Raw genomic sequence first — 25,851 nt, 5'->3', positions numbered from 1 at the left:
CCGGACGTGCACACTTACCCGCATGCGTCTCCGCCTCCCCCGTCCCCGCAGCCTGGCCGGCCAGCTCTTCGCGATGCAGGTCGTGCTCGTGGCCGTCGTCGTGGCGGGGTGCGCGGTCTTCGCGTACCTCACGGACCGGACGCAGGCCGAGGAGACCGCGCGGCGCCAGTCCACGGCCACCGCCGCGGCCGTCGCCGACTCGCCGTCCGTGGCCGCCGCCGCGCGCTCGGCCGACCCGTCGGCGGCGCTCCAGCCGTACGCGGAGTCGCTGCGCCGCCACGCGGACGTCGCCTTCGTGGTGATCATGGCCCCGGACGGCACCCGCTGGACGCACCCGGAGCCGGACCAGATCGGCCGCACGTACCTCGGCCACACCGAGGAGGCCCGGCGGGGACGGATCCACTCCGAGACGCACCTCGGGGTCCTCGGCCCCTCCGTGCGGACGATCGCGCCCGTCTTCGGCGCCGACGGACGGGTCGTCGCGCTGGTCAGCGCGGGCATCACGATCGAGCGGATCAGCGCGCAGGTGCGGGAGCAGGTGACCGCCCTGCTCGGCATGGCGGGCGCGGCGCTCGCGCTCGGCGGGGCGGGGACGTACGTGGTGAACGCGCGCCTGCGCCGCCACACCCACGGCATGAACGCCACCGAGCTGAGCCGGATGCACGACTACCACGAGGCCGCGCTGCACGCCGTGCGGGAGGGGCTCGTGATGCTCGACGGGCGGCGGCGGATCGCCCTGATCAACGACGGGGCGCGGGAGCTGCTCGGCCTGGACGAGGGGGTCGTGGGCCGCCCGGCGGCGGAGCTCGGCCTGCCCGCGCCGCTGACGGGCGCGCTGCTCTCCTCGGAGCCGCGCGTGGACGAGACGCACCTGACGGACGACCGGGTCCTCCTCGTCAGCACCCGCCCGGTGGTGGGCGGGGAGCGGCGCGGGACCGTCGTCACGCTGCGGGACCGCACGGAGCTCCAGGCCCTGTCGGGCGAGCTGGACTCCGAGCGGGGCTTCACGGAGGCGCTGCGCTCGCAGGCGCACGAGGCGGCGAACCGGCTGCACACGGTCGTCTCGCTCATCGAGCTGGGCCGGGTGGCGGAGGCGGTGGAGTTCGCGACGGCGGAACTGGAGCTGGCGCAGGCGCTCACCGACCGGGTCGTGGACGCGGTCGGCGAGCCCGTCCTCGCCGCGCTGCTGCTCGGCAAGGCGGCGCAGGCCAACGAGCGGGGCGTGGAGCTGGTCCTCACCGAGGACAGCCGCATCGACGACGGGCGGGTGCCGGAGGCGCTGTCCGCGCGGGACCTGGTGACGATCCTCGGCAACCTGATCGACAACGCGGTGGAGGCGGCGGGCGGCGCCCCGCACGCGCGCGTGACGGTCACGGTCGCGGCCCGCGCGGGGGACGGCGAGCTGCTGCTCCGGGTCGGGGACACCGGCCCCGGCGTCCGCCCGGCCGACCGGGACGCGGTGCTCGGGCGCGGCTGGTCCACCCGCGGCCCGGGCCGCGGCCTCGGCCTGGCCCTGGTCCGCCAGGCGGTCTCCCGCGCCTCGGGCACGCTGACCCTCGCGGACGGGAAGGAGGGCGGGGCGGAGTTCACCGTACGGCTGCCGCTGCGGGAGGGGGCTCCGGAGCCGGGGACCGCGCCGGGGCGGGTGCCCGCACCACGGGAGGGGGACGCTTCCGGCACGGGCGGCGTCGCGCCCGCGGACGGGGCACCCGGTCCGGGCGGGGCACCCGCGCCGGGCTCCGGCGGCCCGTCCGGCCCCGGTGGGGCCCGTGGCCCGGGTGGAGCCCCACCCCCGGACCGGATCGGCGGCCCGGAGGGAACTCCCGGCCCGGACGCGGCACCGCCCACGGACAAGGCCGCCGGTGCGAGCGGAGCCCCGCCCACGGACGGGGCCGTCGGTGCGGGTGCCGACCCCGCCGGCCCCGGGACGGAGGCCACTCCATGAGCGCCGCTCCCCTCCGGGTCCTGGTCGTCGAGGACGACCCCGTGGCCGCCGACGCCCACGCGCTCTACGCCGGGCGCGTCGAGGGGTTCGCCGTCGTCGGGGTCGCGCACTCGCGGGCCGCCGCCGTGCGGGTGCTCGACCGGACGCGGGTCGACCTGATCCTGCTCGACCTGTACCTGCCCGACGGCCACGGCCTCCAGCTGCTGCGCGCGCTGCGCGCCGCCGGGCACGCCGCCGACGTCATCGCGGTGACCTCCGCCCGGGACCTGGCGGTCGTGCGGGAGGGCGTCTCCCTGGGGGTCGTCCAGTACGTGCTCAAGCCCTTCGCCTTCGCGACCCTCAGGGACCGGCTCGTGCGGTACGCCGAGTTCCGGGCCGCCGCCGGGGAGGCCTCCGGACAGGACGAGGTGGACCGGGCGCTCGCCGCCCTGCGGGCCCCGCACCCCGCCGCGCTCCCCAAGGGTCTGAGCGCCCCCACCCTGGAGGCGGTCACCCGCACCCTCCGGGCCGCCCCGGACGGGCTCACCGCCGCCGAGGCGGGGGCGGCCGTCGGGATCTCCCGGATCACCGCGCGCCGCTACCTGGAGCACCTCGTCACCGAGGGCCGGACCGTGCGGGCGCCCCGGTACGGGCAGATCGGACGGCCCGAGCTCCAGTACCGCTGGCTGGAGGGGCCGGCGCGCGGCCACTGAGCGGGGAGGACGGTGTTACCGGGCGGTTCACACGTTCCTACGGCCTTTGGCCTTGGGCGAACGCACCGTATCCGCCTGTCTCCCTCCGCACCTACCGTGGCCGCGTGCACCAGCCCTCCCCGCCCTTCGACGCCCCGGCCGCGCGCCGCCTGCGCGAGGGCCTCGGCATGGCCCACGGCCACGTCGCGTACGGCCTGCGGGCGCAGTACGGCGTCTTCGCCACCCCCGAGACCGTCCTCGCCTGGGAACGCGGCCGGGCGGTCCCCACCGAGCAGGAGCTCACGGCCCTCGCGGGCGTCCTGTGGTGCTCCCCCGCCGAGCTGATCGTCACCGCCTCCACCCTGCGCGAGCACCGGGTGGCGCGCGGCCTCGCGCCCGAGGAGCTGGCGCGGCGGGTGGGGCTCGCGGCCTCCGCGTACCGGCGGATGGAGGACGAGGGGGACTGGCGCGGCACCGAACGGCAGACGGCCGCCCTCGCGGAGGTCCTCGGCCTCGGCCCGCGCGCCCTGATCACCGCGACCGGCGGCGACGGGCGCCTCGCCGAGCTGCTGCGCGACGCGGTCACCACCCGCTGGCAGGCGTACGTGAAGCCGGTGGTGCGGACGGTGCCGCTGCCCCGGCGGACCGTGGAGTCCGCGCTCCAGCGGCTGCACGGGGAGTACCACGCCCGGATGGCGGCGGTCAGCAGCTGGGGCGCCTCGGGGACCACGGGCGACGAGGGGCGCGCCTACCTGGACGGGATCGCCGGCCACTTCTGGGAGTCCGTCGGAACGTGATCCGCCGGCCGCGACCGGCGCCGTAGATTGGCGCCGTGAGACGACACATACCCTTCGAACGACTCCACAACTTCCGTGATCTGGGCGGCTATCGCACCGCCGGCGGCGGGACCGTGCGGTGGGAGACCCTCTACCGCTCCGACTCCCTCGGCAAGCTCGCGGACGCCGGACCGGAGGACCTGGAGCGCTTCCGGGCGCTGCGCGTGACCACGGTGATCGACCTGCGCCACCCGTGGGAGATCACGGCCAAGGGCCGCCTGCCGGAGTCCCCGGACGTCTCCTGGCACAACCTCTCCGTCGAGCACCGCCCGTACGACCAGGCGGAGATCGACCCCGCCGTCGACCCGTGGCGGTACCTCGCCGACCGGTTCGCCGAGGTCGCCGAGGACGGGACGGCGGAGCTCCGCACCGCCCTGGAGGTCGTCGCCGCCGCCGACGGACCGCTCGTCTTCCACTGCGCCTCGGGGAAGGACCGTACGGGACTGCTCGCGGCCGTCCTCCTCGCGCTCCTGGAGGTCCCCGACGAGGAGGTCCTCGCGGACTTCGCCCTCACCGAACTGGCCACCGAACGCCTGGTCGCCGACTGGCACGCGGCCCACCCCGGACGCGCGCTCCGCTGGCCGGGCTACGGCCGCGCCCCCGCCGACGTCGCCCGTCTCTTCCTCGCGGACCTGCGGACCCGGCACGGATCGGTGTACGCGTACGCCACCGGTCCGGTCGGTCTGGACCCGGCGGTGGTGACGGCGCTGCGGGCCCGTCTGGTGGAGCCGCCGGAGCGCCGTCCGGCGCCCGCCCGTCCGGCCGTGTGACCCCGCGCCCGGACGACAGCGCGCACCGCGCGGGGTACGGTCGACGGGCGGAGACCGGTCCGGCGGACACCGTGCTCCCGACCCCGGTCACGGGGCGGCGGCCGGCCGGGCGGTCCCTCTCCGCACACGGTCCACGGCAACCCCGGAGGAGGCCGGATGCCGGGTCACGCCGACCGCGCCCCCCGGCGCGCCGCGCCCTTCCGGAACCCCTCGCGCGCCGTGCGCCGGGACCTCTCCCAACTGCTGTGCGCGGTCGCCGGCCTGGGGCTGGGACTGTCGGCACCGCTGATCACCGGCGGACCGCGGGTGGACGCGGGCCGGGTGGTGAGCGTGCTGTTCCCCCTGGGCTTCGGCGTCATCGGCCTGGTGAGCGTCATCTACTCGCTGCTCTTCCTGGTCGTCCAGTTCTCCGCGAGCACGTTCACCCCGCGCCTCGGCCTGTTCCGCCACGAACCGGTCGTCTGGCGGACGTTCGCCTTCGCCGTCGGCCTGTTCGTCTTCTGCGTCACCTCGGGCCTGGCGATCGGCTCGCGGAAGACCGTCTCCGTCCTCGTCCCCTGCGCGGCCGTGCTGCTCACCCTGGTCGCGCTCGGTCTGATGCGCACCCTCCAGATGAAGGCCTTCGACTCGATCCAGCTCGGCCACGCGCTCACCGCGATCACCGCCCGCGCGCACGCCCTGTACGACGGCCTGTACGTCCGCCCGTACGCGCCGCCCTCCCGGGAGCCCGAATCGGAGCCGGAAGCCGGATCCAAGCCGGAGCCGGAAACGCGTACGGGCACGGGCACGGAAGTGCGCTGGTCGGGGCCGCCGGCCGTCCTCCAGAGGATCGACGTGCCCCTCCTCCTGGACGCCGCCCGGAAGGACGGCTTCTCCGTCGCCTTCCGCGTCGCCCCCGGCACGACCCTGTCGGAGGGCACGGTGATCGCCCGGGTGAGCGGGGACGGCCCGCGGGCGGCGACGCTCCTCGGGGCCCTGTCGACGGGAGTGGAGCGCACCTTCGACCAGGACCCCGCCCTCCCCCTGCGGCTGCTCGCCGACATCGCCCTGCGCGCCCTGTCCCCGGCGGTGAACGACCCGGCCACGGCGGTGGAGGCCCTGGACCGCCTGGAGGCCCTGCTGCTCCTCCTCGCCGGCCGGGACCTGGACGTCGGGCGGTTCCACGACTCCGCCGGACGGGCGCGGGTGAGCGTTCCGGTCCCGGGCTGGGACCACTGCGTCCGGACCGCCGTCGACGACGTGCTCATCGCCGCCACCGGCTCCCCGATGGCGCTGCGCAGGGCGCGCGACCTGCTGCGCGGACTGGCGGAGCGGGCTCCCGGGGACCGGCGCGCCGTCGTGCTCGACCGGCTCCGGTGGGTCGAGCGGACCGGCTGCGAGACGTACCCGCTCCTCTGGACGGACGGCTCCGGGGCGGGCCCGGACGGGCCCTCCGGGGGGCGCACGCGTGGCACGCCCGGGTGAGGGGCCCGAGAATGGGAGGGCCGGACGGGGCCCCTCCCCGTCGCTCCCGGAGCACGGCAGAGACCCAGGTGATGACGCATGTGCCGATGGCTGGCGTACTCGGGCACGCCCGTCCTGCTCGACACCATCCTGTACAAGCCGGAGCACTCCCTGATCGACCAGAGCCTGCACTCCAAGCTCGGCGTGGAGACCACCAACGGCGACGGGTTCGGCGTCGGCTGGTACACGGAGGGCTCCGACTCCCCGGCGCTCTTCCGGGAGATCGGCCCCGCCTGGAGCAACCGCAACCTGCGGGAGCTGGCGGACCACGTCCGCTCGCCGCTCTTCTTCGCCCACATCCGCGCGTCGACCGGGACGGCGGTGCAGCAGTCGAACTGCCACCCGTTCCGGCACGGCCGCTGGATGTTCATGCACAACGGCGCCGTCGCGGAGTTCCACCGCGTGCGCCGCGCCCTCACCCTGCTCGTCGACCCGGAGCTGTACGCGGACCTCGAAGGGACGACGGACTCCGAGGTGATGTTCTACCTGGCCCTCACCTACGGCCTCGACCGGGACCCGCCCGCCGCGGTCGCCCGGATGGCGGGAACGGTGGAGCGCGTCGGCCGCGAGCACGGCGTGGAGTTCCCCCTCCAGATGACGCTGGCCGTCAGCGACGGCGAACGCCTCTGGGCCTTCCGCTACTCCAGCGAGCGCGCCTCCCGGTCCCTGTTCTACAGCAGCCGGGTGGAGACGCTGCGCCGGCTGCACCCCGACGTCACGTTCCTCCAGGGCGCCTCCGAGGGGACCCGCCTCATCGTCTCCGAGCCGCTGGGCGACCTGCCCGGCGCCTGGAACGAGGTGCCGGAGGGCAGTTACGGCGTCGTCCAGCCGGGCGGCGACGAGATGCACCCGTTCGCCCCGGTGGCGGACCGGGGGCCGGGGCCCTGATCCGCCGGACACCCCCTAGTCGCGGCGGTCGAAGTCGAAGAGCTGGCCCGCGGCGTCCGGCGCGCAGGGGGCCAGGGCGAGGCCGGCCGCGCGGTCGCCGACGACGGTGACGCAGCCGCCGGGGGGCGCGGAGCCGGCCGGGACGATCCGGTAGCCCTCGACCGGGGTGCCGTACGGCTCCAGCGAGAACCGCTCGATCCGGGTGGGGTCGCCGCACTCGGAGTCCTCGTACGGCGCGCCGGGCACGCGCCCGCCGGAGGGTATGCCGGAGCAGCCGGCGCCGTGGTCGGGATGGTCGGAGACGATCCGCCACCGGCCGCCGCCCGCCTCCACGAGCGCGTACCGCGGAACGTCCGCGGCGGCGCACGGCACCTGGTGGATCCGGCCGGTCCGGGCGCCGGGCCGCTCGCCGAGGCAGAGGTCGGTGCCGACCACCCGGATGCGCACGTCGCCGGCGGCGGGCGCGGTGGGGGTGCGGGGCGGGTGCCCGGTGTGGCCGTCCCGCAGGAAGGCGACCACGCTGACCCCGGCGAACACGAGGGCGGCGACCGCGAGCGCCGGGACGAGGAGGCCGCGTATTCGGGGCCGGGTCCCGCCGGTCCCCGGCCCGGGGGGCGCGACGGCGGGTGCGGAGGGCCAGACGGGCGGGGGGCCGGGGGGCTCCTCGGGACCGGGGACCTCCCCGGGGGTGGGAGCCTCCCCGGGAGCACGGGCCGCCCCGGAGCCGGGAGCCTCCCCGGGAGCGCGGGCCTCCCCGGGGGCCTCTTCGCGCGCCGCGTCCGTCGGCTCCGGTTCCTCCGGCGCGGGACGCGCGTCCGGTCCCGGCCCCGCGTCCGCCTCCGGTTCCGCGTCCGCCTCCCCGTACCCCCTCCGCTCCGCGAGTTCCCTCCGTGCCGTCCGCCACCGGTCCGGCGCGGCCGGTCCGGCTCCGCACGCGCGGACGAAGGCGGTCAGGAGGTCCTCGCGGGGCAGGGCCGCGCGGGACAGCATGTTCGCCACCGTGGAGCGGGGCAGGACGTTCCCGCGCGCCTCCGCCCGCGCCGAGAGTTCGCCGTACGTCAGGCCGGACCAGTCCTTGAGCGCCCGGAGGCGCGCGAGGAACTCGGCGGGGCTCCGGGCGCCCCGCGGGTCAGGGGCGTGCTCCCCCGGCGTCATCCGCGCCTTCCCCTCCTCCCGGACGGGCGGACAGGTTCGGGACGTGTCCGGGACAGGCCCCAAGCCTTGTTGATCCCGTGCTCCGGCTCAAGGGTGGATTCCGGCATTTCCGGGGGCGGTGCCGCACGAGGAGCGGCCCCGGCCGCCCACGGGGGACGGTCGGGGCCGCTTCCGGCGTACCGGGGGGGGCGGAGCGGGGGCTAGAAGACGGACTCCGCCTCGCGCATGCGGTCCGCCGGCACCCTCTTGAGCTGGGTCACGGCCTCCGCCAGCGGCACCATCTCGATGTCCGTGCCGCGCAGCGCCGTCATCCGGCCGAAGTCGCCGCGGTGCGCCGCCTCCACCGCGTGCCAGCCGAAGCGGGTCGCGAGGACGCGGTCGTACGCGGTCGGGGTGCCGCCGCGCTGGACGTGGCCGAGGATGACGGGACGGGCCTCCTTGCCGAGGCGCCGCTCCAGCTCGACGGCCAGCTGGGTGCCGATGCCCTGGAAGCGCTCGTGGCCGAACTGGTCGATCTCGCCCTTGGCGTACTCCATCGAGCCCTCGGCCGGGTGCGCGCCCTCGGCGACGCAGATGACCGCGAACTTCTTGCCGCGCGCGAAGCGCTCCTCGACCATCTTGACGAGGTCGTCGACCTCGAAGGGGCGCTCGGGGAGGCAGATGCCGTGCGCGCCGCCGGCCATGCCGGACTCCAGGGCGATCCAGCCGGCGTGGCGGCCCATCACCTCGACGACCATCACGCGCTGGTGGGACTCGGCGGTGGTCTTGAGGCGGTCCATGGCCTCGGTGGCGACGCCGACGGCGGTGTCGAAGCCGAAGGTGCGGTCCGTGGAGGAGATGTCGTTGTCGATGGTCTTCGGGACGCCGACGACGGGCATGCCGGCGTCGGAGAGCATCCGGGCGGCGGTCAGGGTGCCCTCGCCGCCGATCGGGATGAGGACGTCGATGCCGTACTGGCGGGCGAGCTCGGAGGCGGACTCGGCGGCCTCGCGCAGCCGGTTCCGCTCCAGGCGGGCCGAGCCGAGGATGGTGCCGCCGCGGGCCAGGATGCCGCTGACGGCGTTGAGGTCGAGGGGCCGGAAGTGGCCGTCGAGGAGGCCCTTGAACCCGTCCTCGAAGCCGATGACCTCGTCTCCGTGGCCGGTCATCGCCCGGTGCACGACCGACCGGATCACTGCGTTCAGGCCGGGGCAGTCGCCGCCCGCCGTGAGGACTCCGATGCGCATCGTGCTGTGTCTCCTGCTCGGTCGCGGTCCGTGTGAGCCAGGGCAATTCTCACACGCCGGTCCCGAGGGGCGCGCTCGCCGCCGTTCCGCGCGTCCCTCCCGGCGGCCCCCGGGCGCTCTTCCGGGAGCCCCCGCGAAGGTCCCCGGACGCGCCTCCCGGCGCCTTCCGGGGTCTCTCCCGGGGGCCTTTCGGCCCGGGGTTCCGGGCCCTTCGTCCGGCGGGCGACCTAACCACCGCCGGGGGTATTGTCAAGGGGGTAATGCCGCCCCATAGGGGCTTTCCAAGCCCTTTTGATTGACGTACGGGCCGGGAAGGCGGAGTGGGGGCACCGCCCGGGCCCTTCCGCAGGACTGGACAGGAGACCACGGCGTGACGCGCAGCGTGTACGTGACCGGGATCGACCGCGGTGACGGCCGCCAGGTCGTCGAGCTGGGAGTCATGGAGCTCCTCACCCGCCAGGTGGACCGGGTGGGGGTGTTCCGGCCGCTGGTGCACGACGGGCCCGACCGGCTCTTCGACCTGCTGCGCGCCCGCTACCGGCTCTCGCAGGACGCCTCGACGGTCTACGGCATGGACTACCACGAGGCCTCGACCCTCCAGGCCGAGCGGGGCACCGACGAGCTGGTCTCCCGGCTGGTCGACCGCTTCCACGCCGTCGCCCGGGAGTACGAGGTCGTCCTCGTCCTCGGCACCGACTTCGCCGCCACCCAGCTCCCCGACGAACTGGCGATCAACGCCCGGCTCGCCAACGAGTTCGGCGCCTCCGTCATCCCGGTGGTCGGCGGCAAGGGCCAGTCGGCGGAGTCCGTGCGGGCCGAGGCGCGCAACGCCTTCCGGGCGTACGACGGGCTCGGCTGCGACGTGCTCGCGATGGTGGTCAACCGGGTGGCGGCCGAGGACCGGGAGGCGATCGCGGAGCGGCTCGCGGCCCGGCTGCCCGTGCCCTGCTACGTCCTGCCGGACGAGCCGGCCCTGTCGGCGCCGACCGTCGCCCAGATCACCCACGCGCTCGGCGGCGCCGTCGTCCTCGGGGACGACGCCGGGCTCGCCCGGGACGCCCTGGACTTCGTCTTCGGCGGCGCGATGCTGCCGAACTTCCTGAACGCCCTGACGCCCGGCTGCCTGGTCGTCACCCCCGGGGACCGGGCCGACCTGGTCGTCGGCGCGCTCGCCGCGCACTCGGCCGGCACCCCGCCGATCGCCGGGGTGCTGCTCACCCTGAACGAGCGGCCCAGCGAGGAGATCCTGACCCTGGCGGCCCGGCTCGCGCCCGGCACCCCGGTGGTCTCGGTCGCCGGGAACAGCTTCCCGACGGCCGCCGAGCTCTTCGCCCTGGAGGGCAAGCTGAACGCGGCCACCCCGCGCAAGGCGGAGACCGCGCTCGGCCTGTTCGAGCGGCACGTGGACACCGCCGACCTGCTCAAGCGGGTCTCGGTGGCCCGCAGCGGCCGGGTCACCCCGATGATGTTCGAGCACGAGCTGCTCGAACAGGCGCGGGCCGACCGGCGCCGGGTGGTGCTGCCGGAGGGCACGGAGGAGCGGGTCCTGCGCGCGGCCGACGTGCTGCTGCGCCGGGACGTGTGCGACCTGACGCTGCTCGGCGACGTGGAGACCATCCGCAAGAAGGCCGCCGACCTGAGCGTGGACCTGCGCGACACGCAGCTCATCGACCCGCACACCTCGGAGCTGCGGGACCCGTTCGCCGAGAAGTACGCGGCGCTGCGCGCCCACAAGGGCGTCACCGTGGAGCTGGCGTACGACGTGGTGTCGGACGTGAACTACTTCGGCACCCTGATGGTCCAGGAGGGCCTGGCCGACGGGATGGTGTCCGGCTCGGTGCACTCCACGGCGGCGACGATCCGCCCGGCCTTCGAGATCATCAAGACGAAGCCGGAGGCGTCGATCGTCTCCTCGGTCTTCTTCATGTGCCTGGCGGACAAGGTCCTCGTGTACGGCGACTGCGCGGTCAACCCGGACCCGGACGCCGAACAGCTCGCGGACATCGCCGTCCAGTCGGCGGCCACCGCGGCCCGGTTCGGCGTGGAGCCGCGGATCGCGATGCTCTCGTACTCCACGGGCACCTCGGGCTCCGGCGCCGACGTCGACAAGGTGCGGGAGGCGACCAAGCTCGTCCGGGAGGCGCACCCGGAGCTGCGGATCGAGGGGCCCATCCAGTACGACGCGGCCGTGGAGCCCTCGGTGGCGGCGACGAAGCTGCCGGGCTCGGAGGTGGCGGGGCAGGCGTCCGTGCTGGTCTTCCCCGATTTGAACACCGGCAACAACACGTACAAGGCCGTGCAGCGTTCGGCCGGCGCCGTGGCCGTCGGACCGGTGCTCCAGGGCCTGCGCAAGCCCGTGAACGACCTCTCGCGCGGCGCGCTCGTCAGCGACATCGTCAACACGGTCGCCATCACGGCGATCCAGTCCCAGGGTCAGGAGCTCCCCGCATGACCGCGCCCACGTCCGCTCCCACGCGCGTCCTCGTCCTCAACTCCGGTTCCTCTTCGCTGAAGTACCAGCTCATCGACATGCGCGACGGCAGCCGCCTCGCCCAGGGGATCGTGGAGCGGATCGGCGAGGAGACCTCGCGGCTCGCGCACGCCCCGCTCCGGGAGGACGGCGGCCGGCGCGAGAGGAACGGTCCGATCTCCGACCACTCGGCCGCCCTGAAGGCGGTCGCCGAGGAGCTGGCGGCGGACGGGCTCGGCCTGGACTCCCCCGAACTGGCGGCGATCGGGCACCGGGTGGTGCACGGCGGGCTGCGGTTCACCGAGCCGACGGTGATCGACGGCGAGGTGCTCGCGGAGATCGAGCGGCTCGTGCCGGTGGCGCCGCTGCACAACCCGGCGAACCTGACCGGCATCCGCACGGCGATGGCGCTGCGGCCCGACCTGCCGCAGGTGGCGGTCTTCGACACCGCCTTCCACACCACGATGCCGGAGTCGGCGGCGCGGTACGCGATCGACGTGGAGACCGCCGACGCGCACCGGATCCGGCGGTACGGCTTCCACGGCACCTCGCACGCGTACGTCTCGCGGGAGACGGCGCGGCTGCTCGGCAAGGAGCCGGAGGAGGTGAACGTGATCGTGCTGCACCTGGGGAACGGGGCGTCCGCCTCGGCGGTGCGGGGCGGCCGGTGCGTGGACACCTCGATGGGCCTGACGCCCCTGGAGGGCCTGGTCATGGGGACCCGGTCGGGCGACATCGACCCGGCGGTCACCTTCCACCTGCGGCGGGTGGCGGGGATGTCGGCGGACGAGATCGACGTCCTGCTGAACAAGCGGTCCGGTCTGGTGGGGCTCTGCGGCGACAACGACATGCGGGAGATCCGCCGCCGGATCGACGAGGGCGACGAGCGGGCGGCGCTCGCCTTCGACGTCTACGTCCACCGTCTGAAGAAGTACATCGGGGCGTACTACGCGGTGCTCGGCCGGGTGGACGCGGTGGCGTTCACGGCGGGGGTGGGCGAGAACTCGGCGCCGGTGCGGCAGGCGGCGATCGCGGGCCTGGAGGAGCTGGGGCTCGCGGTGGACGCGGAGCTCAACGCCGTGCGCTCGGACGAGGCGCGGATCGTCTCGCCGGAGTACGCGCGGGTGGCGGTCGCCGTGGTGCCGACGGACGAGGAGCTGGAGATCGCGCGCCAGAGCTACGCGCTGGTGCGGGGCCCGCTCGGGGAGGACGCGGCCGGGGAGGAGAGGGCCGGGGAGGACGCGCTCGTACGGGGTACGGAGGGCTCGAACGAGTGATCGCTTGAGCGGTCGCCCGCCCATTTGTACTTTCCGCCAGTCGGAATATTCCGCAGTGAAACAAACCGATAGGATCCGCCTCATGCGCCGTTCCAAAATCGTCTGCACGCTGGGCCCCGCCGTCGACTCGTATGAGCAGCTGAAGGCTCTCATCGAGGCCGGTATGAACGTGGCCCGATTCAACTTCAGCCACGGTACCCAGGCAGAGCACCAGGAGCGGTACGACCGCGTCCGGCAGGTCGCCGCGGACACCGGGCGGGCCGTCGGCGTCCTCGCCGACCTCCAGGGCCCCAAGATCCGTCTGGAGACCTTCGCCGAGGGACCGGTCGAGCTGGTGCGCGGTGACGAGTTCACCATCACCACCGAGGACGTCCCGGGCGACAAGTCGATCTGCGGCACCACCTACAAGGGGCTGCCCGGCGACGTCTCCAAGGGCGACCAGGTCCTCATCAACGACGGCAACGTCGAACTGCGGGTGGTCGAGGTCGAGGGCCCCCGGGTCCGGACCATCGTCATCGAGGGCGGCGTCGTCTCGGACCACAAGGGCATCAACCTGCCCGGCGCGGCCGTGAACGTCCCGGCCCTGTCCGAGAAGGACGTCGACGACCTGCGCTTCGCCCTGCGGATGGGCTGCGACATGGTCGCCCTGTCGTTCGTGCGGGACGCCGACGACGTCAAGGACGTCCACAAGGTGATGGACGAGGAGGGCCGCCGGGTCCCCGTCATCGCCAAGGTGGAGAAGCCGCAGGCCGTCGAGAACATGGCCGACGTCGTCGCCGCGTTCGACGCGGTCATGGTGGCCCGCGGCGACCTCGCCGTGGAGTACCCGCTGGAGAAGGTCCCGATGGTGCAGAAGCGCCTGGTGGAGCTCTGCCGCCGGAACGCCAAGCCGGTCATCGTCGCCACCCAGATGATGGAGTCGATGATCACCAACTCGCGTCCGACCCGCGCCGAGGCGAGCGACGTCGCCAACGCGATCCTGGACGGCGCGGACGCGGTCATGCTGTCGGCCGAGTCCTCGGTCGGCGCGTACCCGATCGAGACCGTCAAGACGATGTCGAAGATCGTCACGGCGGCCGAGGAGGAGCTGCTCTCCAAGGGCCTCCAGCCCCTGGTCCAGGGCAAGAAGCCGCGCACCCAGGGCGGTTCGGTCGCCCGCGCGGCCTGCGAGATCGCGGACTTCCTGGGCGGCAAGGCGCTGGTCGCCTTCACCCAGTCCGGCGACACCGCCCGCCGCCTCTCGCGCTACCGCGTCCAGCAGCCGATCCTCGCCTTCACGACGGACGAGAACACCCGCAACCAGCTCACCCTGAGCTGGGGCGTCGAGTCCTTCGTCGTCCCGCACGTGGACAACACCGACGCGATGGTCGACCTCGTGGACGCCGAGCTCCTCAAGCTCCAGCGCTACAACGAGGGCGACACCATGGTCATCACGGCCGGCTCGCCCCCCGGCGTCCCCGGCACCACGAACATGGTCCGGGTCCACCACTTGGGTGGCGGCGAGCGCGCCTGACGCGCCCCGCACGCACGCCGAAGCCCCCGTCCGGTGCGGACGGGGGCTTCGGCTCGTGCGGCTCCCCGAACGGTACGGGGGTCAGTTCGCCTCGATCGTGTTGCGGAGGCCCGGGATCTTGAGGTTGCCGCCGAACTGTCCGGCCTGCTTGATCCTCACGTCGGTGAAGATGGCGAGCGGGACGTCCAGCGGGGGCGGGGACTCCGGACCGAAGGTGACCGGGATGATGCCGAAGAGGTTGCCCTTCAGCTCCTCCGTGTACATGGTCACCGTGCCGCCGGTGATGGTCGACGGGTCCTTGGTCTTGGTCGAGCGGACGTGGGCCGAGCGCCCGTCGGAGTGGGTCGTGATCTGGTGCAGGTGCTCGATCTTCACCGTGGTCGCGGTGAACTTCAGCGCCTTCTTGACCTTGCCGCCGTAGGTCTTCACCTCGACGATGCCGTGGTACTTCAGGCCGAGGAGCGTGAGCTTCGAGCTCTCCAGGATCCACGGGTCGTCCGGCAGCAGCGGGATGCCGGGCTCCACCTGGGCCGCCGCGAGCGCCGCGTCGTCGCGCTCGGGGCACGGGAAGCGGGGCTTGGCGCCCTCGGGTATGTCCTCGTCCTTCTTGGCGTCGAGGCCCTTCGCGCTCTCCGGCAGCTCCTCGACCTCGGCGCCGGCCTTCTCGGCGGCCTCGCGGATCTCGGCCTTCTTCTTCTCGGCGGCCGGGTCGGCGGCGGGATCGGCGGCCGGCTCCGGGGCCCCGGTGGGCTTCGGCGCGGCGGTCGTCTTCGGGGCGGCGGCCGGGGTCCCGGTCGTCGGCGCCGTCGTGGTGGGCGCGGCCGTCGGGGTCGCCGTGGCCGTCGGCTTCGGGTCCGGGCCGTCGAAGAGGTCCTTCAGCGCGTCGCCCAGACCCAGCGGGTCCAGCGGGTTCTTCGACTTCGTCGGCACGGGTGCGGCCGTCGCGGTCGGCGTGGCGGCGGGCTTCGGGGCCGTGGTGGTCAGCTTCCGCTGCGTGGTCGTCTGCCCGGTCGCGGTCGGCGACGGCGTGGCGGTGGCGGAGGGGGTGCCGGAGGGAGTGGCCGAGGGGGAGGCGCTCGCGGTCGCCGAGGGAGTGGCCGTCGGCTTCGCCGCCTCCTTCTCCGTCTCCGAGGCCTCCGGCGCGGGCTCGTCCGAGCGCGTCACGCAGGGGCCGGGGGCGAAGGGGATGTCCTTGTCGTCGGCGAGGGCGATCTTGGGCGTGAGGCCCATGCCCACGAACACCGCGGTCGGCATGGCGGCCAGCGCCATCGCCTTGCCCGCGGGGCCCTGGATCCTGTTCAGCAGCGTCTTGCGTGGGGCCGCGTGGCGCGGTCCGCCCTTCACGAGCGCCGGCTGGGTGTCGTCACCCCGCACTGTTCCTCCCGCCGTTGGCATCGAACGTCTTTTCGGTCGCGTGGTGCTCCGGTCCGCGCTGCTCCGGAAGTCCGGCCGTCAGCACGGCCCCGGCCTCCGCGGGAACCTCCGGCTCGCCGCCGTCCCTCGCGTCCGCGGTCTCCTCGACCGGCGGTGCGGGAGCCCAGGCGATGGACATGCCGCCCCCGATGAGGGAGAGCAGGAATCCGACGCCGAGACCGCCGAAGTTCGACACGGGGATGGAGACCAGTCCGAGGACGATCGTCGCGACGCCCGCGAAGACCCGTACGGCGGGCTGGAACCACATCATCAGGCCGAGCGTGATGAGCAGGGCGCCGATGATCAGCGCGCTGGATCCGGCGGTCGTCTTCATCGCGAGGGTGATGTTGCCGAGCCGCATGTCCCCGTAGGGGAGGTAGGCGATCGGCACGCCACCGAGGAAGGTGAGCAGTCCCGCCCAGAAGGGCCGGGTCTGCCGCCAGACCTTGAACCGGTTCTCCTGGGGGACTTCGCGGGAGGCAGGGGTCTCGGCGCTCATGGAAAACAGCTCCCTGGAAGCGGTGTTGCTGAGAAGAGAAGAGATGGAGCGGAAGGGGCCCGGCGGGGCGGGGCCGCGCGCGGCGGCCCCACCCTTCGGTGCGTGATCGGTCCGGGGACCGGTCAGCCCTTGAAGCACTCCTTGTCCGTGCCCCGGTGCAGGGACAGGTTCAGGTCGGGGAGCTTGAAGGTGGCGGCCGTGGTGGCCCACGCCTTCTGCCGGACGTTGCTCAGCTCGGCGACGTCGGCGCGCTGCCCGAAGCCGTACTTGTTGGCCTCGGTGTTGGGCTGGATGCCCTGGCCGCCCTCGTGCTTCGGGAGGGAGCCGGCCGCGACGCCGATGTCGATGTTGGTGAAGTTGGCGTCGGCCTCGAGGTACGAGACGTCGAGGTAGAGGTCCTTCGCCTGGACCTTGTCCGCGTCCTTGCCGGACTTGACCGCGTCGGTGCCCGCGGTCAGGCGGAGGGTGATGTCACCCAGGCCCGGAACCGGCGTCACGACCGACTGGCACATGTTGGTGATCTTGGCCGTGTCGAAGCCGGAGACCGCGACCGGGGCGCCGAACGGCGTGCCGTCGAGCTTGTTGCCCTTGGCGACGCTGCCGTACTGGACGAACTCGGTGCCCTCGAGCTTGTCGGTGGTGACCTTGAACTCCTGGCCGGAGATCGCGAACGACGCGGCGAGCGCGCCCTGCGCCAGGCCGACGCCGATCGCTGCCGTCGCGGCCACGCTGGGCACCATGACGACGGCGAAACGCTTCCATCTGGTCCCGCCACGAACCTGGGACTTCATGAGAATCCTCCTTCTCGGACGTACATCTCCAGAAGGGGCGTGGGCCCGTTCTGCGATGGGAGAAGAGCTACGTCCTCGGGAAGGAGAGCGCCGAGGCGACGAGCGGCGCAGTACGCCTCCGCATCACCGGCGATCACCCCCGAGCGACAACCATGGGCCACGCGGTGCGCGTGACCTGATCGGACAGGCCCCGTTCGGTGAGAGCGGGAACCCCCCTGTCCGCGACCGGTGCCGGAACACCGGTCCGCCCGGTGGGGACCCTCCCCGCGATCCCGGTTGGTTGCCGGGGTCGTGCGGTTCGGACCGAGCGTGGCCGATCGTGGTCCATTCCGGGCGCCCGCACAAGGGGGTTCGTTACCGGCTGGTAACGGGTGCATCACCACGTCATGGCGAGACGGGACCGACCGGGCACGCAGGGTGCGTTCGCAGGGGGGTGAATGTCAGGAGATCGCCGGACGAACCAGGGCAGAACGCCGGGTTCGATTTACTGCAAGTAACAGCGGCCGCGATTACCAAGTTTTGGTAAAGCGCGGCCGCGTTTTGTCACTCCGCTGCCAAATCGCCGGGCGATCCGGCGCGCGGAGCGGGGGTCTCGAACGCCTCAGAACAACACGCGTGCGAGGGCCTGCCGGGCCGCCGTCACCCTCGGGTCGTCGGCGCCGATCACCTCGAACAGCTCCAGGAGCCGCAGCCGCGCCGCGTCCCGGTCCTCGCCGGCCGTGCGGCGCACGGTCTCCACCAGGCGCCCGAAGGCGTCCTGCACGTGACCGCCCACCAGGTCGAGGTCGGCGGCGGCGATCTGCGCGGCGACGTCGGCCGGGTTCGCGGCGGCGTTCCCGCGGACGGTGCCCGGGTCCAGGTCCTGCACGCGGGCGAGGAGTTCGGCCTGCGCGAGGCCGAGCTTGGCCTCCGGGTGGGCCGGGTCGTCGGCGAGCACGTTCTTGTACGCCTGGACGGCGCCGGCCAGGTCGCCCGCGTCGAGCGCGACCATGGCCGCTTCGAGGAGGGAGTCGTACGGGCCGGCGGGCCGCTCGGCGGGGGCCGAGGGGTCGGCGTCCGCGTCCACGACGATCCCGGTGAGGCCGAAGCGCTCCTCGCCGACCGCGATGAGCTGGTCGAGGGTCTCGCGGATCTGGGCCTCGGGCACCGCGCCCTGGAAGAGCGGCAGCGCCTGACCGGCGACCACCGCGAAAACGGCCGGAATTCCCTGGATGCCGAACTGCTGCATCAGCATCTGGTTGGCGTCGACGTCGATCTTCGCGAGCAGGAAGCGGCCGTTGTACTCGACGGCGAGCCGCTCCAGGAGGGGGCCGAGCTGCTTGCAGGGCTCGCACCACTCGGCCCAGAAGTCGAGGACGACCGGGACCTCGGCGGAACGCTGGAGCACATCGCGCTCGAAGCCCGCCTCGTCGACGTCGATCACCAGGGCGGACGGGGGCACCGCGGCCGTTCCGCCCTGCCGGGCGGCTTCGGCGCGCGCCTGCTCCGCCTTCGCCTTGGCCTCTCCGGCCGCCTTCACCGCGGCGAGGTCGACGACGCCGCTCATGGACATGTTTCGGGGCTGCATGGCTACATCCTCCCCCTTCCGCGCGCGTAACCGTTAAGCCGTGGCCGAACCGCGCCGTCCACCCGCCTCCCGCCGGTGTGCGAGACGCGTGGACGACACGGTTCTTCGTCTTCTCTTGTCCTGTTCGCGCCGGGTCCCCACCCGGCACCATGGTTGTCGCTCGGGCCGCTCAAAGCCTTTCGCTACGAGCCGTAGCGTAACTGGCGCGGCGGAGGCGGCGGGAGGGCGGACGGCCGATCCGCACGGTGAACTGCCTCACATCGCGGGCCTCTGGCGCCGTACCTACCGGCGGGTATGGTCGACGTTCATGTGTAGCCGCACCCCCCGCAGCAGCCGTACCGGGCGCCCCCGCTCCGCCGAGGCCGACGAGGCCATCCTGGAGGCGACCCGCGCGGCCCTGGTCGAGCTGGGCTGGTCCAAGCTCACGATGGGGGACGTCGCCGGCCGCGCCGGGGTCGCGAAGACGACCCTCTACCGCCGCTGGGCCAACAAGAGCGAGCTGGTGGTGGACGCGGTCGCCCTCCTCTTCGACGAGCTCGAACTCCCCGACCTGGGCTCGCTCCGGGCCGACATCGAGCACGTGGTGCTCCAGTTCGCGGCGCTCCTCGAACGCCCCGAGACCAAGACGGCCCTGATGGCGGTGGTCGCCGAGTCGACCCGGGACGAGCCGCTGCGCGAGCGCATCCGCGCCTCCATCGTCGACCGCCAGAAGCGCCTGGTCCTGGAGGGCCGGATGCGGGCGCAGCGGCGCGGCGAGCTCCCGGCCGACCGGGACCTGCCGGCCGTCGGCACCACCGACGACCTGATCTTCGACGTGATCGCGGGCGCGGTGGTGCACCGCGCCCTGGTCAGCGCCGAGCCGGTGGACGGGCCGTGGGTGGCGCGCCTGTCGGCCCTCCTGGTGGGGGGCCTGGGTGCGGCGGCGGCCGGGGACCGGGACGCGTGAGGGGCGGTACGGGAAGTCCCGTACCGCCCCCGCCCCGCGCCGGACGGCTCAGAAGCCCGGGGGCTCCGTGTAGACGCCCCACTCGTCGCGCAGGGCGTCGCAGATCTCGCCGAGGGTGGCCTCGGCGCGGACGGCCTCCAGCATCGGCCCGATCATGTTCGAGCCGTCGCGGGCGGCGGCCAGCATGGCGTCGAGCGAGGCGCGGACCTTCGCGTCGTCCCGGCGCGCCTTGCGCTCGCCGAGGACGCGGACCTGCTCGCGCTCGACCTCGTGGCTGACCCGGAGGATCTCCAGGTCGCCGGTGACGGAGCCGTGGTGGACGTTGACGCCGACGACCCGCTTGTCGCCCTTCTCCAGGGAACGCTGGTACTGGAAGGCGGACTCGGCGATCTCGCCGGTGAACCAGCCGTCCTCGATGCCGCGCAGGATGCCGGAGGTGATCGGGCCGATCGGGTGCCGCCCGTCCGGGTGGGCGCGCCGGCCGCGCTCCCGGATCTGGTCGAAGATCCGCTCGGCGTCGGCCTCGATGCGGTCGGTGAGCTGCTCGACGTACCAGGAACCGCCCAGCGGGTCCGCGACGTTGGCGACGCCGGTCTCCTCCATGAGCACCTGCTGGGTGCGCAGCGCGATCTCGGCGGCCTGCTCGCTGGGGAGCGCGAGGGTCTCGTCGAGGGCGTTGGTGTGCAGGGAGTTGGTGCCGCCGAGGACGGCGGAGAGGGCCTCGACCGCGGTCCGCACGACGTTGTTGTACGGCTGCTGGGCGGTGAGGGAGACCCCGGCGGTCTGGGTGTGGAAGCGGAGCCACTGCGCCTTGTCGGTCTTCGCGCCGTACACCTCCTTCATCCAGCGGGCCCAGATCCGGCGGGCGGCGCGGAACTTGGCGATCTCCTCGAAGAAGTCGAGGTGGGCGTCGAAGAAGAAGGAGAGGCCGGAGGCGAAGACGTCGACGTCGAGGCCGCGTGAGAGGCCGAGCTCCACGTAGCCGAAGCCGTCGGCGAGGGTGTACGCGAGCTCCTGCGCGGCCGTCGCCCCGGCCTCGCGGATGTGGTAGCCGGAGACGGAGAGCGGCTTGTACGCGGGGATCTTCGCCGCGCAGTGCTCCATCAGGTCGCCGATGAGGCGCAGGTGGGGCTCGGGCTCGAAGAGCCACTCCTTCTGCGCGATGTACTCCTTGAAGATGTCGGTCTGGAGCGTGCCGTTGAGCACGGCCGGGTCGACGCCCTGGCGCTCGGCGGCGACGAGGTACATGCAGAAGGCCGGGACGGCGGGTCCGGAGATCGTCATGGACGTCGTGACGTCGCCGAGCGGGATGTCCTTGAAGAGGACCTCCATGTCGGCGGCGGAGTCGATGGCGACGCCGCAGTGGCCGACCTCGCCGAGGGAGCGGGGGTCGTCGGAGTCGCGGCCCATGAGCGTGGGCATGTCGAAGGCGACGGAGAGGCCGCCGCCGCCGGCGGCCAGGATCATCTTGTACCGCTCGTTGGTCTGCTCGGCGTTGCCGAAGCCGGCGAACTGGCGGATGGTCCAGGTCCGGCCGCGGTAGCCGGTCGGGTGGAGGCCCCGGGTGAAGGGGTACTCACCGGGCCAGCCGATGCGCTCGAACCCCTCGTAGACGTCTCCGGGCCGGGGCCCGTAGACGGGCTCGACGGCGTCGCCGGAGAGCGTGGTGAAGTCGGCGTCCCGCTTGCGGGCCTTGTCGTAACGGGCCTGCCAGCGACGGCGGCCTTCCTCGATGGCGTCAGCGTCCATGCTTCGAATTTACTAGGACGTCCTAGTAAATGTCGATGGGAAACCCCCGCACATCAGTGCGGGGGCGGGGGTCAGGCCTCGGTCTTCGCCGGGGCCTTCGCCGGTGCGGGGGCGGTCTGCGCGCCGCTGACCAGCGGAAGCGTCTCGCGGTGGATCCTGCGCTCGACGAAGAAGGCGGCGAAGGGGATGGTCCCGGAGACCAGCACCCAGAGGAGCTTCCCGAACGGCCAGCGCGCCTTGGAGCCCAGGTCGAAGGCGAAGACGAGGTAGATGATGTAGAGGACACCGTGGGTCTGGGAGACCGCGAAGGTGAGGTCCTCGCCCGTGTGGAAGCCGTACTTGGCGACCATGCACGCGCACAGGATGAGGAGCATGACCGCGGTCACGTACGCCATGACGCGGTAGCGGGTCAGCACGCTGGATTTCATGCCGTCGAGCGTAACCGCACGTTCCGGGCGATCTTCGGGCGGGTCAGGCCTCGTCGAAGTCGTTCGCCGACACCCGCAGCGGGCGGAGCATCGCGAAGATCTCGGCGCACTCCTCGGCGTCGTACGCGCCGAGGCCGAAGTCCATCTCCATCAGGTCGCGGGTGGCCGCCTCGACGACCTCGCGGCCCCTGTCGGTGATGGTGGCGAGGGTGCCGCGGCCGTCGTTGGGGTTGGGGCGCTTGGCGACGAGGCCGGACCTCACGAGCCGGTCGACCGTGTTCGTCACCGAGGTGGGGTGGACCATCAGCCGCTCGCCGATCTTGGACATCGGCAGCTCGCCCGCCTTGGAGAAGGTCAGCAGGACCAGGGCCTCGTACCGCGCGAAGGTCAGGCCGTACGGCTTGACGACGGCGTCGACCTCCGCCAGGAGGATCTGGTGGGCGCGCATGATCGAGGTGATCGCGGCCATCGAGGGGACCGGTCCCCAGCGCTTCTGCCAGAGTTCGTCGGCGCGGGCGATGGGGTCGAAGGGGAGACTGAGCGGCTTCGGCACGCGTCGACCTTACCCATGGGGAACATGGCGGTCAGCCCCGTCTCGTCCTTCGGTCGCCCCGGCCGCCGGCCCGCCCGAGAACCCCGCGGGGCGGACGACGGGACCCCGCTCCGGTCCGGAGCGGGGTCCTCGGGAAGGGGTGCCGGGCGGGCGTCAGGCGCCGAGGTGGCGCTCCACGGTCGCGACCTTCGCGGTCAGGCCGTCCGTCACGCCGGGGCGGATGTCGGCCTTGAGGACGACGGAGACGCGGGGCGCGCGGGCCTCGACGGCGGCGACGGCGCGCTTGACGACGTCCATCACCTCGTCCCACTCGCCCTCGATCGAGGTGAACATGGCGTCGGTGCGGTTCGGCAGGCCGGACTCCCGGACGACCCGGACGGCGTCGGCGACGTACTCGCCGACCTCCTCGCCCACGCCGAGCGGGGTCACCGAGAAGGCGACGATCACGCGTTCACCGTGCCCTCGCGGCGGGCGCGGGAGGCGATGACCGCGTTCTCGGCCTCGCGCTTCAGCTTCCGCTCGGCGTAGAAGCCGCCCAGGGGCAGCACCGAGAGGACGAAGTAGAGGGCGGCGGTCCCGAAGCCCCACTTGGTGCGGTTCCAGGCGTCCAGCCAGAAGAGCACGTACAGGACGAACAGAATGCCGTGGACGGCCCCCATGACCGGCACCGCGTTGAACTCCGTCGTCCGCTTGAGCACCGAGCAGACGAGCAGGAGCAGGAACGAGACGGCCTCCGGCGCGGAGACGAGCCGGAGCCGGTGGAGGGAGGAGGCGGTCTTGATGTCCACGGAGGGGGTCACCTTCGTTCGGTCTCGTGACGCGATCTTGTGAACGGATGCACAAGGGCCCGTCCATTGTGCACGGCGACTTTGCTGTTCCTTTAGGCGGGTCCCCAGTACCTTCGGGCCGTGGCAACGTTCCGACTGCAAGGCAGCAAGGTGCTCGCCGTCTCCCTGACCGGTGACGCCGTGAAGGCGAAGAACGGCTCGATGGTCGCCTACGACGGCCAGATGGCGTTCAAGAAGATGAGCGGGGGCGGTGAGGGCCTGCGCGGCATGGTGACCCGCCGGCTCACGGGCGAGCAGATGGAGGTGATGGAGGTGCGCGGGCAGGGGACCTGCTGGTTCGCCGACCGGGCCTCCGAGATCAACCTCGTCTCCCTGCACGGCGACAAGCTGTGGGTGGAGGCGAGCAACCTGCTGTGCACCGACGCGGGGCTGCGCACCGGCACCACCTTCACGGGGCTGCGCGGCGGGGCCACCGGCAACGGCCTCTTCACCACGACGGTGGAGGGGACGGGCCGGGCGGCGATCATGTCCGACGGCCCGGCGGTGGTGCTGCGGGTGACCCCGCAGTACCCGCTCCAGGTCGACCCCGGCGCGTACATAGCCCACCAGGGCAACCTCCAGCAGCACTTCCAGTCGGGTGTGACCTTCCGCACCTTCATGGGCGAGGGCGGCGGCGAGGCCTTCCAGATCCGCTTCGAGGGGGACGGCCTGGTGTACGTCCAGCCCAGCGAGCGGAACACGATCGGGGGCGACGTCTGATGCCGTTCCGCGAGATCAACTCGAAGATGGTCGAGGCGACCGTCGTCCCGGGGCAGCGGCTGTTCAGCCAGCGCGGCGCGATGCTGGCGTACCGGGGGGACGTCACTTTCACGCCGAACACGGCGGGCGGCCAGGGCGGCCTGATGTCGATGATCGGGCGCCGGGTGGCCGGCGAGGCGACGCCGCTGATGACGGTCGAGGGCAGCGGCACGGTGATGTTCGGGCACGGCGGCCACCACATCCAGGTGATCGCGCTGACCGGCGACACCCTGTACGTCGAGGCCGACCGGCTGCTCGCCTTCGACGGGACCCTGGAGCAGGGCACGATGTTCATGGGCTCGCAGGGAGGGGTCATGGGCATGGTCCGGGGCCAGGTGACCGGCCAGGGCCTCTTCACCACCACCCTGAGGGGCCACGGCTCGGTGGCCGTGATGGCGCACGGCGGCGTGATCGAGCTGCCGATCGTCCCGGGCCGCCCGGTGCACGTGGACCCGCAGGCGTACGTGGCCCACCACGGCGACGTGCGGAACAAGCTCTCCACCGCGCTCGGCTGGCGGGACATGGTGGGGCGCGGCTCGGGCGAGGCGTTCCAGCTGGAGCTGAGCGGCAGCGGCGCGGTGTACGTCCAGGCCTCGGAGGAGAAGCTGTGAGCACCCCTGTCATCCACGACCCGCAGACCCTGCCGTCGGACGACAACGTCAATCCGTACACCTTCTGCGTGGAGCTCAAGGGCTCCCAGTGGTTCCTGCAGAAGGGCAAGATGATCGCCTACTACGGGCGGATCGAGTTCAACGGCATCGGGCACGGGCGGCTCGACCGGCTGGTGCGGACGTCCTTCCACTCGCCGCTGCACGCGAGCGACTGGGTGGTGGCCGAGGGCAGCGGGAAGATGCTGCTCGCGGACCGGGCCTTCGACGTGAACTCCTTCGACCTGGACGAGGGCAACCTGACGATCCGGTCCGGGAACCTGCTGGCCTACCAGCCGACCCTGGCGCTGAAGCAGTCGATCGTGCCGGGCTTCGTGACGCTGATCGGCACGGGCAGGTTCGTGGCCGCGTCCAACGGTCCGGTGGTCTTCATGGAGCCGCCGATGCGGGTGGACCCGCAGGCCCTCGTCGGCTGGGCGGACTGCCCCTCGCCCTGCCACCACTACGACCACGGCTACCTGACGGGCGTGATGGGCGGCCTGCGGTCCCTGACGGGACTGGGCGGCACCTCGGGCGAGGAGCACCAGTTCGAGTTCGTGGGGGCGGGCACGGTGCTGCTCCAGTCCACGGAGCTGCTGATGGCGGAGCGTGACGCCGGCGCTCCCCCGGCGCAGGCGGGCGTTCCCGGCGGACACGGCGGGTACGGTTCGAGCCAGGGGCAGCAGGGTGCGACACCGCGCCTTCCCGGCCAGCTGGGGGACCTCCAGCGTCGCTTCGGGCTGTGAGCGGTAGTCTGCGGACCGTGACGCCCTCGAACCCCCGCGCCCGCGGCGGAGTGGGGAACGCGCCCGGGTGGGGCCCCGGGTGCCCGGCGTCACGCTCCCAGATTTCGTCAAGAATTCAACTTCTTAGGTAGAATCCACATATGGAGACCGAGACGGCCACCCCGTGGCTCACCGACGGCGAGCAGTGTGCCTGGCGCACCTTCCTGGACGTCCAGAGGATGCTGACGCACCAGTTGGAGAAGGACCTCCAGCCCTTCGGCCTGACGATGAACGACTACGAGATCCTGGTGAACCTCTCCGAGTCGGCCGAGCGCCGGCTGCGCATGAGCGACCTCGCCGCGGCCACCCTCCAGTCGAAGAGCCGCCTCTCCCACCAGATCACCCGGATGGAGACCGCCGGCCTGGTCCGGCGCGAGAACTGCGAGTCCGACCGGCGCGGCCTGTACGCCGTCCTCACCGACCGGGGCATGGAGACCATGCGCAAGGTCGCCCCGCACCACGTGGAGTCGGTGCGCAGGCACTTCATCGACCAGCTCACCCCCGAGGCCCTCGGCGACCTCCACGAGTCCCTGAAGCCGGTCGCGGAGCAGCTCCGCGGACGCCGCGGCAAGCCGTAGTCCCCGGCACGTGTGCGGGAGGGCCCCCCGGTGATCCGGGGGGCCCTCCCGCACA

At 73.0% G+C, this 25,851-nt stretch carries 25 protein-coding genes; 14 read left to right on the top strand and 11 right to left on the bottom strand.

The window, feature by feature from the left end; translation table 11 throughout:
• The first annotated feature begins 22 nt into the window (after positions 1-22).
• The 6 genes from ACIQKA_RS14475 (at position 23) to ACIQKA_RS14450 (ending at position 6,613) form a co-directional block, all read left to right on the top strand.
• The gene (locus ACIQKA_RS14475) at positions 23-1,945 is read left to right on the top strand and encodes an ATP-binding protein (RefSeq protein WP_402541080.1); all 1,923 of its coding nucleotides are present in this window, start codon (positions 23-25) and stop codon (positions 1,943-1,945) included.
• Entirely contained in the window at positions 1,942-2,637 is a 696-nt protein-coding gene (locus ACIQKA_RS14470; RefSeq protein ID WP_402541078.1) for a response regulator, read from the top strand. Before ACIQKA_RS14475 ends, ACIQKA_RS14470 begins: the two co-directional genes overlap by 4 nt.
• Before the next feature lie 167 nt (positions 2,638-2,804).
• Entirely contained in the window at positions 2,805-3,413 is a 609-nt protein-coding gene (locus ACIQKA_RS14465) for a helix-turn-helix domain-containing protein (protein WP_383157942.1), read from the top strand.
• Between the two features lie 35 nt (positions 3,414-3,448).
• The gene (locus tag ACIQKA_RS14460; RefSeq protein WP_383157892.1) at positions 3,449-4,222 is read left to right on the top strand and encodes a tyrosine-protein phosphatase; all 774 of its coding nucleotides are present in this window, start codon (positions 3,449-3,451) and stop codon (positions 4,220-4,222) included.
• A 156-nt stretch (positions 4,223-4,378) separates the two neighbouring features.
• Positions 4,379-5,686, top strand: coding sequence for a DUF2254 family protein (locus tag ACIQKA_RS14455; RefSeq protein ID WP_402541076.1), 1,308 nt, complete (start codon positions 4,379-4,381; stop codon positions 5,684-5,686).
• Positions 5,687-5,764: 78 nt separating this feature from the next.
• Entirely contained in the window at positions 5,765-6,613 is an 849-nt protein-coding gene (locus ACIQKA_RS14450; protein ID WP_383446597.1) for a class II glutamine amidotransferase, read from the top strand.
• Between the two features lie 15 nt (positions 6,614-6,628).
• On the opposite strand, the gene ACIQKA_RS14445 is transcribed toward ACIQKA_RS14450, so the two are convergent.
• On the bottom strand, positions 6,629-7,768 hold the full coding sequence (locus tag ACIQKA_RS14445; RefSeq protein ID WP_402541073.1) for a helix-turn-helix domain-containing protein: 1,140 nt from the start codon (positions 7,766-7,768) through the stop codon (positions 6,629-6,631).
• Positions 7,769-7,968: 200 nt separating this feature from the next.
• Positions 7,969-8,994, bottom strand: a complete 1,026-nt coding sequence (locus tag ACIQKA_RS14440; protein WP_030218726.1) for an ATP-dependent 6-phosphofructokinase — start codon at positions 8,992-8,994, stop codon at positions 7,969-7,971.
• 370 nt (positions 8,995-9,364) lie between these two features.
• Here ACIQKA_RS14440 and pta point away from each other — a divergent pair, with 370 nt between their 5' ends.
• From pta to pyk, 3 genes are all read left to right on the top strand, one after another.
• Entirely contained in the window at positions 9,365-11,446 is a 2,082-nt protein-coding gene (pta, locus tag ACIQKA_RS14435) for a phosphate acetyltransferase (RefSeq protein WP_402541071.1), read from the top strand.
• Complete coding sequence (locus ACIQKA_RS14430) at positions 11,443-12,741, top strand: acetate kinase (RefSeq protein ID WP_383157903.1); 1,299 nt, start codon at positions 11,443-11,445, stop codon at positions 12,739-12,741. Before pta ends, ACIQKA_RS14430 begins: the two co-directional genes overlap by 4 nt.
• An 82-nt stretch (positions 12,742-12,823) precedes the next feature.
• On the top strand, positions 12,824-14,254 hold the full coding sequence (pyk, locus tag ACIQKA_RS14425; protein ID WP_383157906.1) for a pyruvate kinase: 1,431 nt from the start codon (positions 12,824-12,826) through the stop codon (positions 14,252-14,254).
• Between the two features lie 81 nt (positions 14,255-14,335).
• On the opposite strand, the gene ACIQKA_RS14420 is transcribed toward pyk, so the two are convergent.
• From ACIQKA_RS14420 to ACIQKA_RS14405, 4 genes are all read right to left on the bottom strand, one after another.
• Complete coding sequence (locus ACIQKA_RS14420; RefSeq protein WP_402541068.1) at positions 14,336-15,628, bottom strand: hypothetical protein; 1,293 nt, start codon at positions 15,626-15,628, stop codon at positions 14,336-14,338.
• Positions 15,618-16,166: a DUF6114 domain-containing protein gene (locus tag ACIQKA_RS14415; protein WP_383157910.1), complete on the bottom strand. Its 549-nt coding sequence runs from the start codon at positions 16,164-16,166 to the stop codon at positions 15,618-15,620. Before ACIQKA_RS14415 ends, ACIQKA_RS14420 begins: the two co-directional genes overlap by 11 nt.
• A 122-nt stretch (positions 16,167-16,288) precedes the next feature.
• Positions 16,289-16,957, bottom strand: a complete 669-nt coding sequence (locus ACIQKA_RS14410; protein WP_383157913.1) for a DUF6230 family protein — start codon at positions 16,955-16,957, stop codon at positions 16,289-16,291.
• Between the two features lie 601 nt (positions 16,958-17,558).
• Entirely contained in the window at positions 17,559-18,524 is a 966-nt protein-coding gene (locus tag ACIQKA_RS14405; protein ID WP_383157914.1) for a tetratricopeptide repeat protein, read from the bottom strand.
• A 307-nt stretch (positions 18,525-18,831) separates the two neighbouring features.
• Here ACIQKA_RS14405 and ACIQKA_RS14400 point away from each other — a divergent pair, with 307 nt between their 5' ends.
• A complete protein-coding gene (locus ACIQKA_RS14400) occupies positions 18,832-19,470 on the top strand; it encodes a TetR/AcrR family transcriptional regulator (protein ID WP_383157917.1) in 639 nt (212 codons plus the stop codon).
• A gap of 48 nt (positions 19,471-19,518) precedes the next feature.
• Here the strand turns inward: ACIQKA_RS14400 and ACIQKA_RS14395 are convergent, their stop codons facing one another.
• From ACIQKA_RS14395 to ACIQKA_RS14375, 5 genes are all read right to left on the bottom strand, one after another.
• Positions 19,519-21,219, bottom strand: a complete 1,701-nt coding sequence (locus ACIQKA_RS14395; RefSeq protein ID WP_383157920.1) for a methylmalonyl-CoA mutase — start codon at positions 21,217-21,219, stop codon at positions 19,519-19,521.
• A 71-nt stretch (positions 21,220-21,290) separates the two neighbouring features.
• Complete coding sequence (locus ACIQKA_RS14390) at positions 21,291-21,647, bottom strand: DUF3817 domain-containing protein (protein ID WP_383157922.1); 357 nt, start codon at positions 21,645-21,647, stop codon at positions 21,291-21,293.
• A gap of 43 nt (positions 21,648-21,690) precedes the next feature.
• Entirely contained in the window at positions 21,691-22,200 is a 510-nt protein-coding gene (locus ACIQKA_RS14385) for a MarR family winged helix-turn-helix transcriptional regulator (RefSeq protein ID WP_383157925.1), read from the bottom strand.
• 153 nt (positions 22,201-22,353) lie between these two features.
• Positions 22,354-22,647: an MTH1187 family thiamine-binding protein gene (locus ACIQKA_RS14380; RefSeq protein WP_366371991.1), complete on the bottom strand. Its 294-nt coding sequence runs from the start codon at positions 22,645-22,647 to the stop codon at positions 22,354-22,356.
• The gene (locus ACIQKA_RS14375) at positions 22,644-22,988 is read right to left on the bottom strand and encodes a DUF3817 domain-containing protein (RefSeq protein WP_383157928.1); all 345 of its coding nucleotides are present in this window, start codon (positions 22,986-22,988) and stop codon (positions 22,644-22,646) included. The genes ACIQKA_RS14380 and ACIQKA_RS14375 overlap by 4 nt, the downstream gene beginning before the upstream one ends.
• Before the next feature lie 120 nt (positions 22,989-23,108).
• On the opposite strand from ACIQKA_RS14375, the gene ACIQKA_RS14370 reads away from it, so the two are divergent.
• From ACIQKA_RS14370 to ACIQKA_RS14355, 4 genes are all read left to right on the top strand, one after another.
• Positions 23,109-23,747 carry an AIM24 family protein gene (locus tag ACIQKA_RS14370; protein ID WP_383368518.1) on the top strand — a complete coding sequence of 213 codons (639 nt, stop codon included), beginning with the start codon at positions 23,109-23,111 and terminating at the stop codon, positions 23,745-23,747.
• Positions 23,747-24,397, top strand: a complete 651-nt coding sequence (locus ACIQKA_RS14365; RefSeq protein WP_383437675.1) for an AIM24 family protein — start codon at positions 23,747-23,749, stop codon at positions 24,395-24,397. Before ACIQKA_RS14370 ends, ACIQKA_RS14365 begins: the two co-directional genes overlap by 1 nt.
• Positions 24,394-25,179 carry an AIM24 family protein gene (locus ACIQKA_RS14360; protein ID WP_383157936.1) on the top strand — a complete coding sequence of 262 codons (786 nt, stop codon included), beginning with the start codon at positions 24,394-24,396 and terminating at the stop codon, positions 25,177-25,179. Before ACIQKA_RS14365 ends, ACIQKA_RS14360 begins: the two co-directional genes overlap by 4 nt.
• A gap of 140 nt (positions 25,180-25,319) precedes the next feature.
• Complete coding sequence (locus tag ACIQKA_RS14355; protein WP_383437679.1) at positions 25,320-25,796, top strand: MarR family winged helix-turn-helix transcriptional regulator; 477 nt, start codon at positions 25,320-25,322, stop codon at positions 25,794-25,796.
• The last annotated feature ends 55 nt before the right edge of the window (positions 25,797-25,851 follow it).

Origin of the sequence: Streptomyces sp. NPDC092045 (assembly GCF_044756005.1) — a bacterium.
GTDB lineage: Bacteria > Actinomycetota > Actinomycetes > Streptomycetales > Streptomycetaceae > Streptomyces.
Note: the sequence above shows the minus strand (reverse complement) of the source record. Positions and strands in the feature narration are given on the sequence as shown.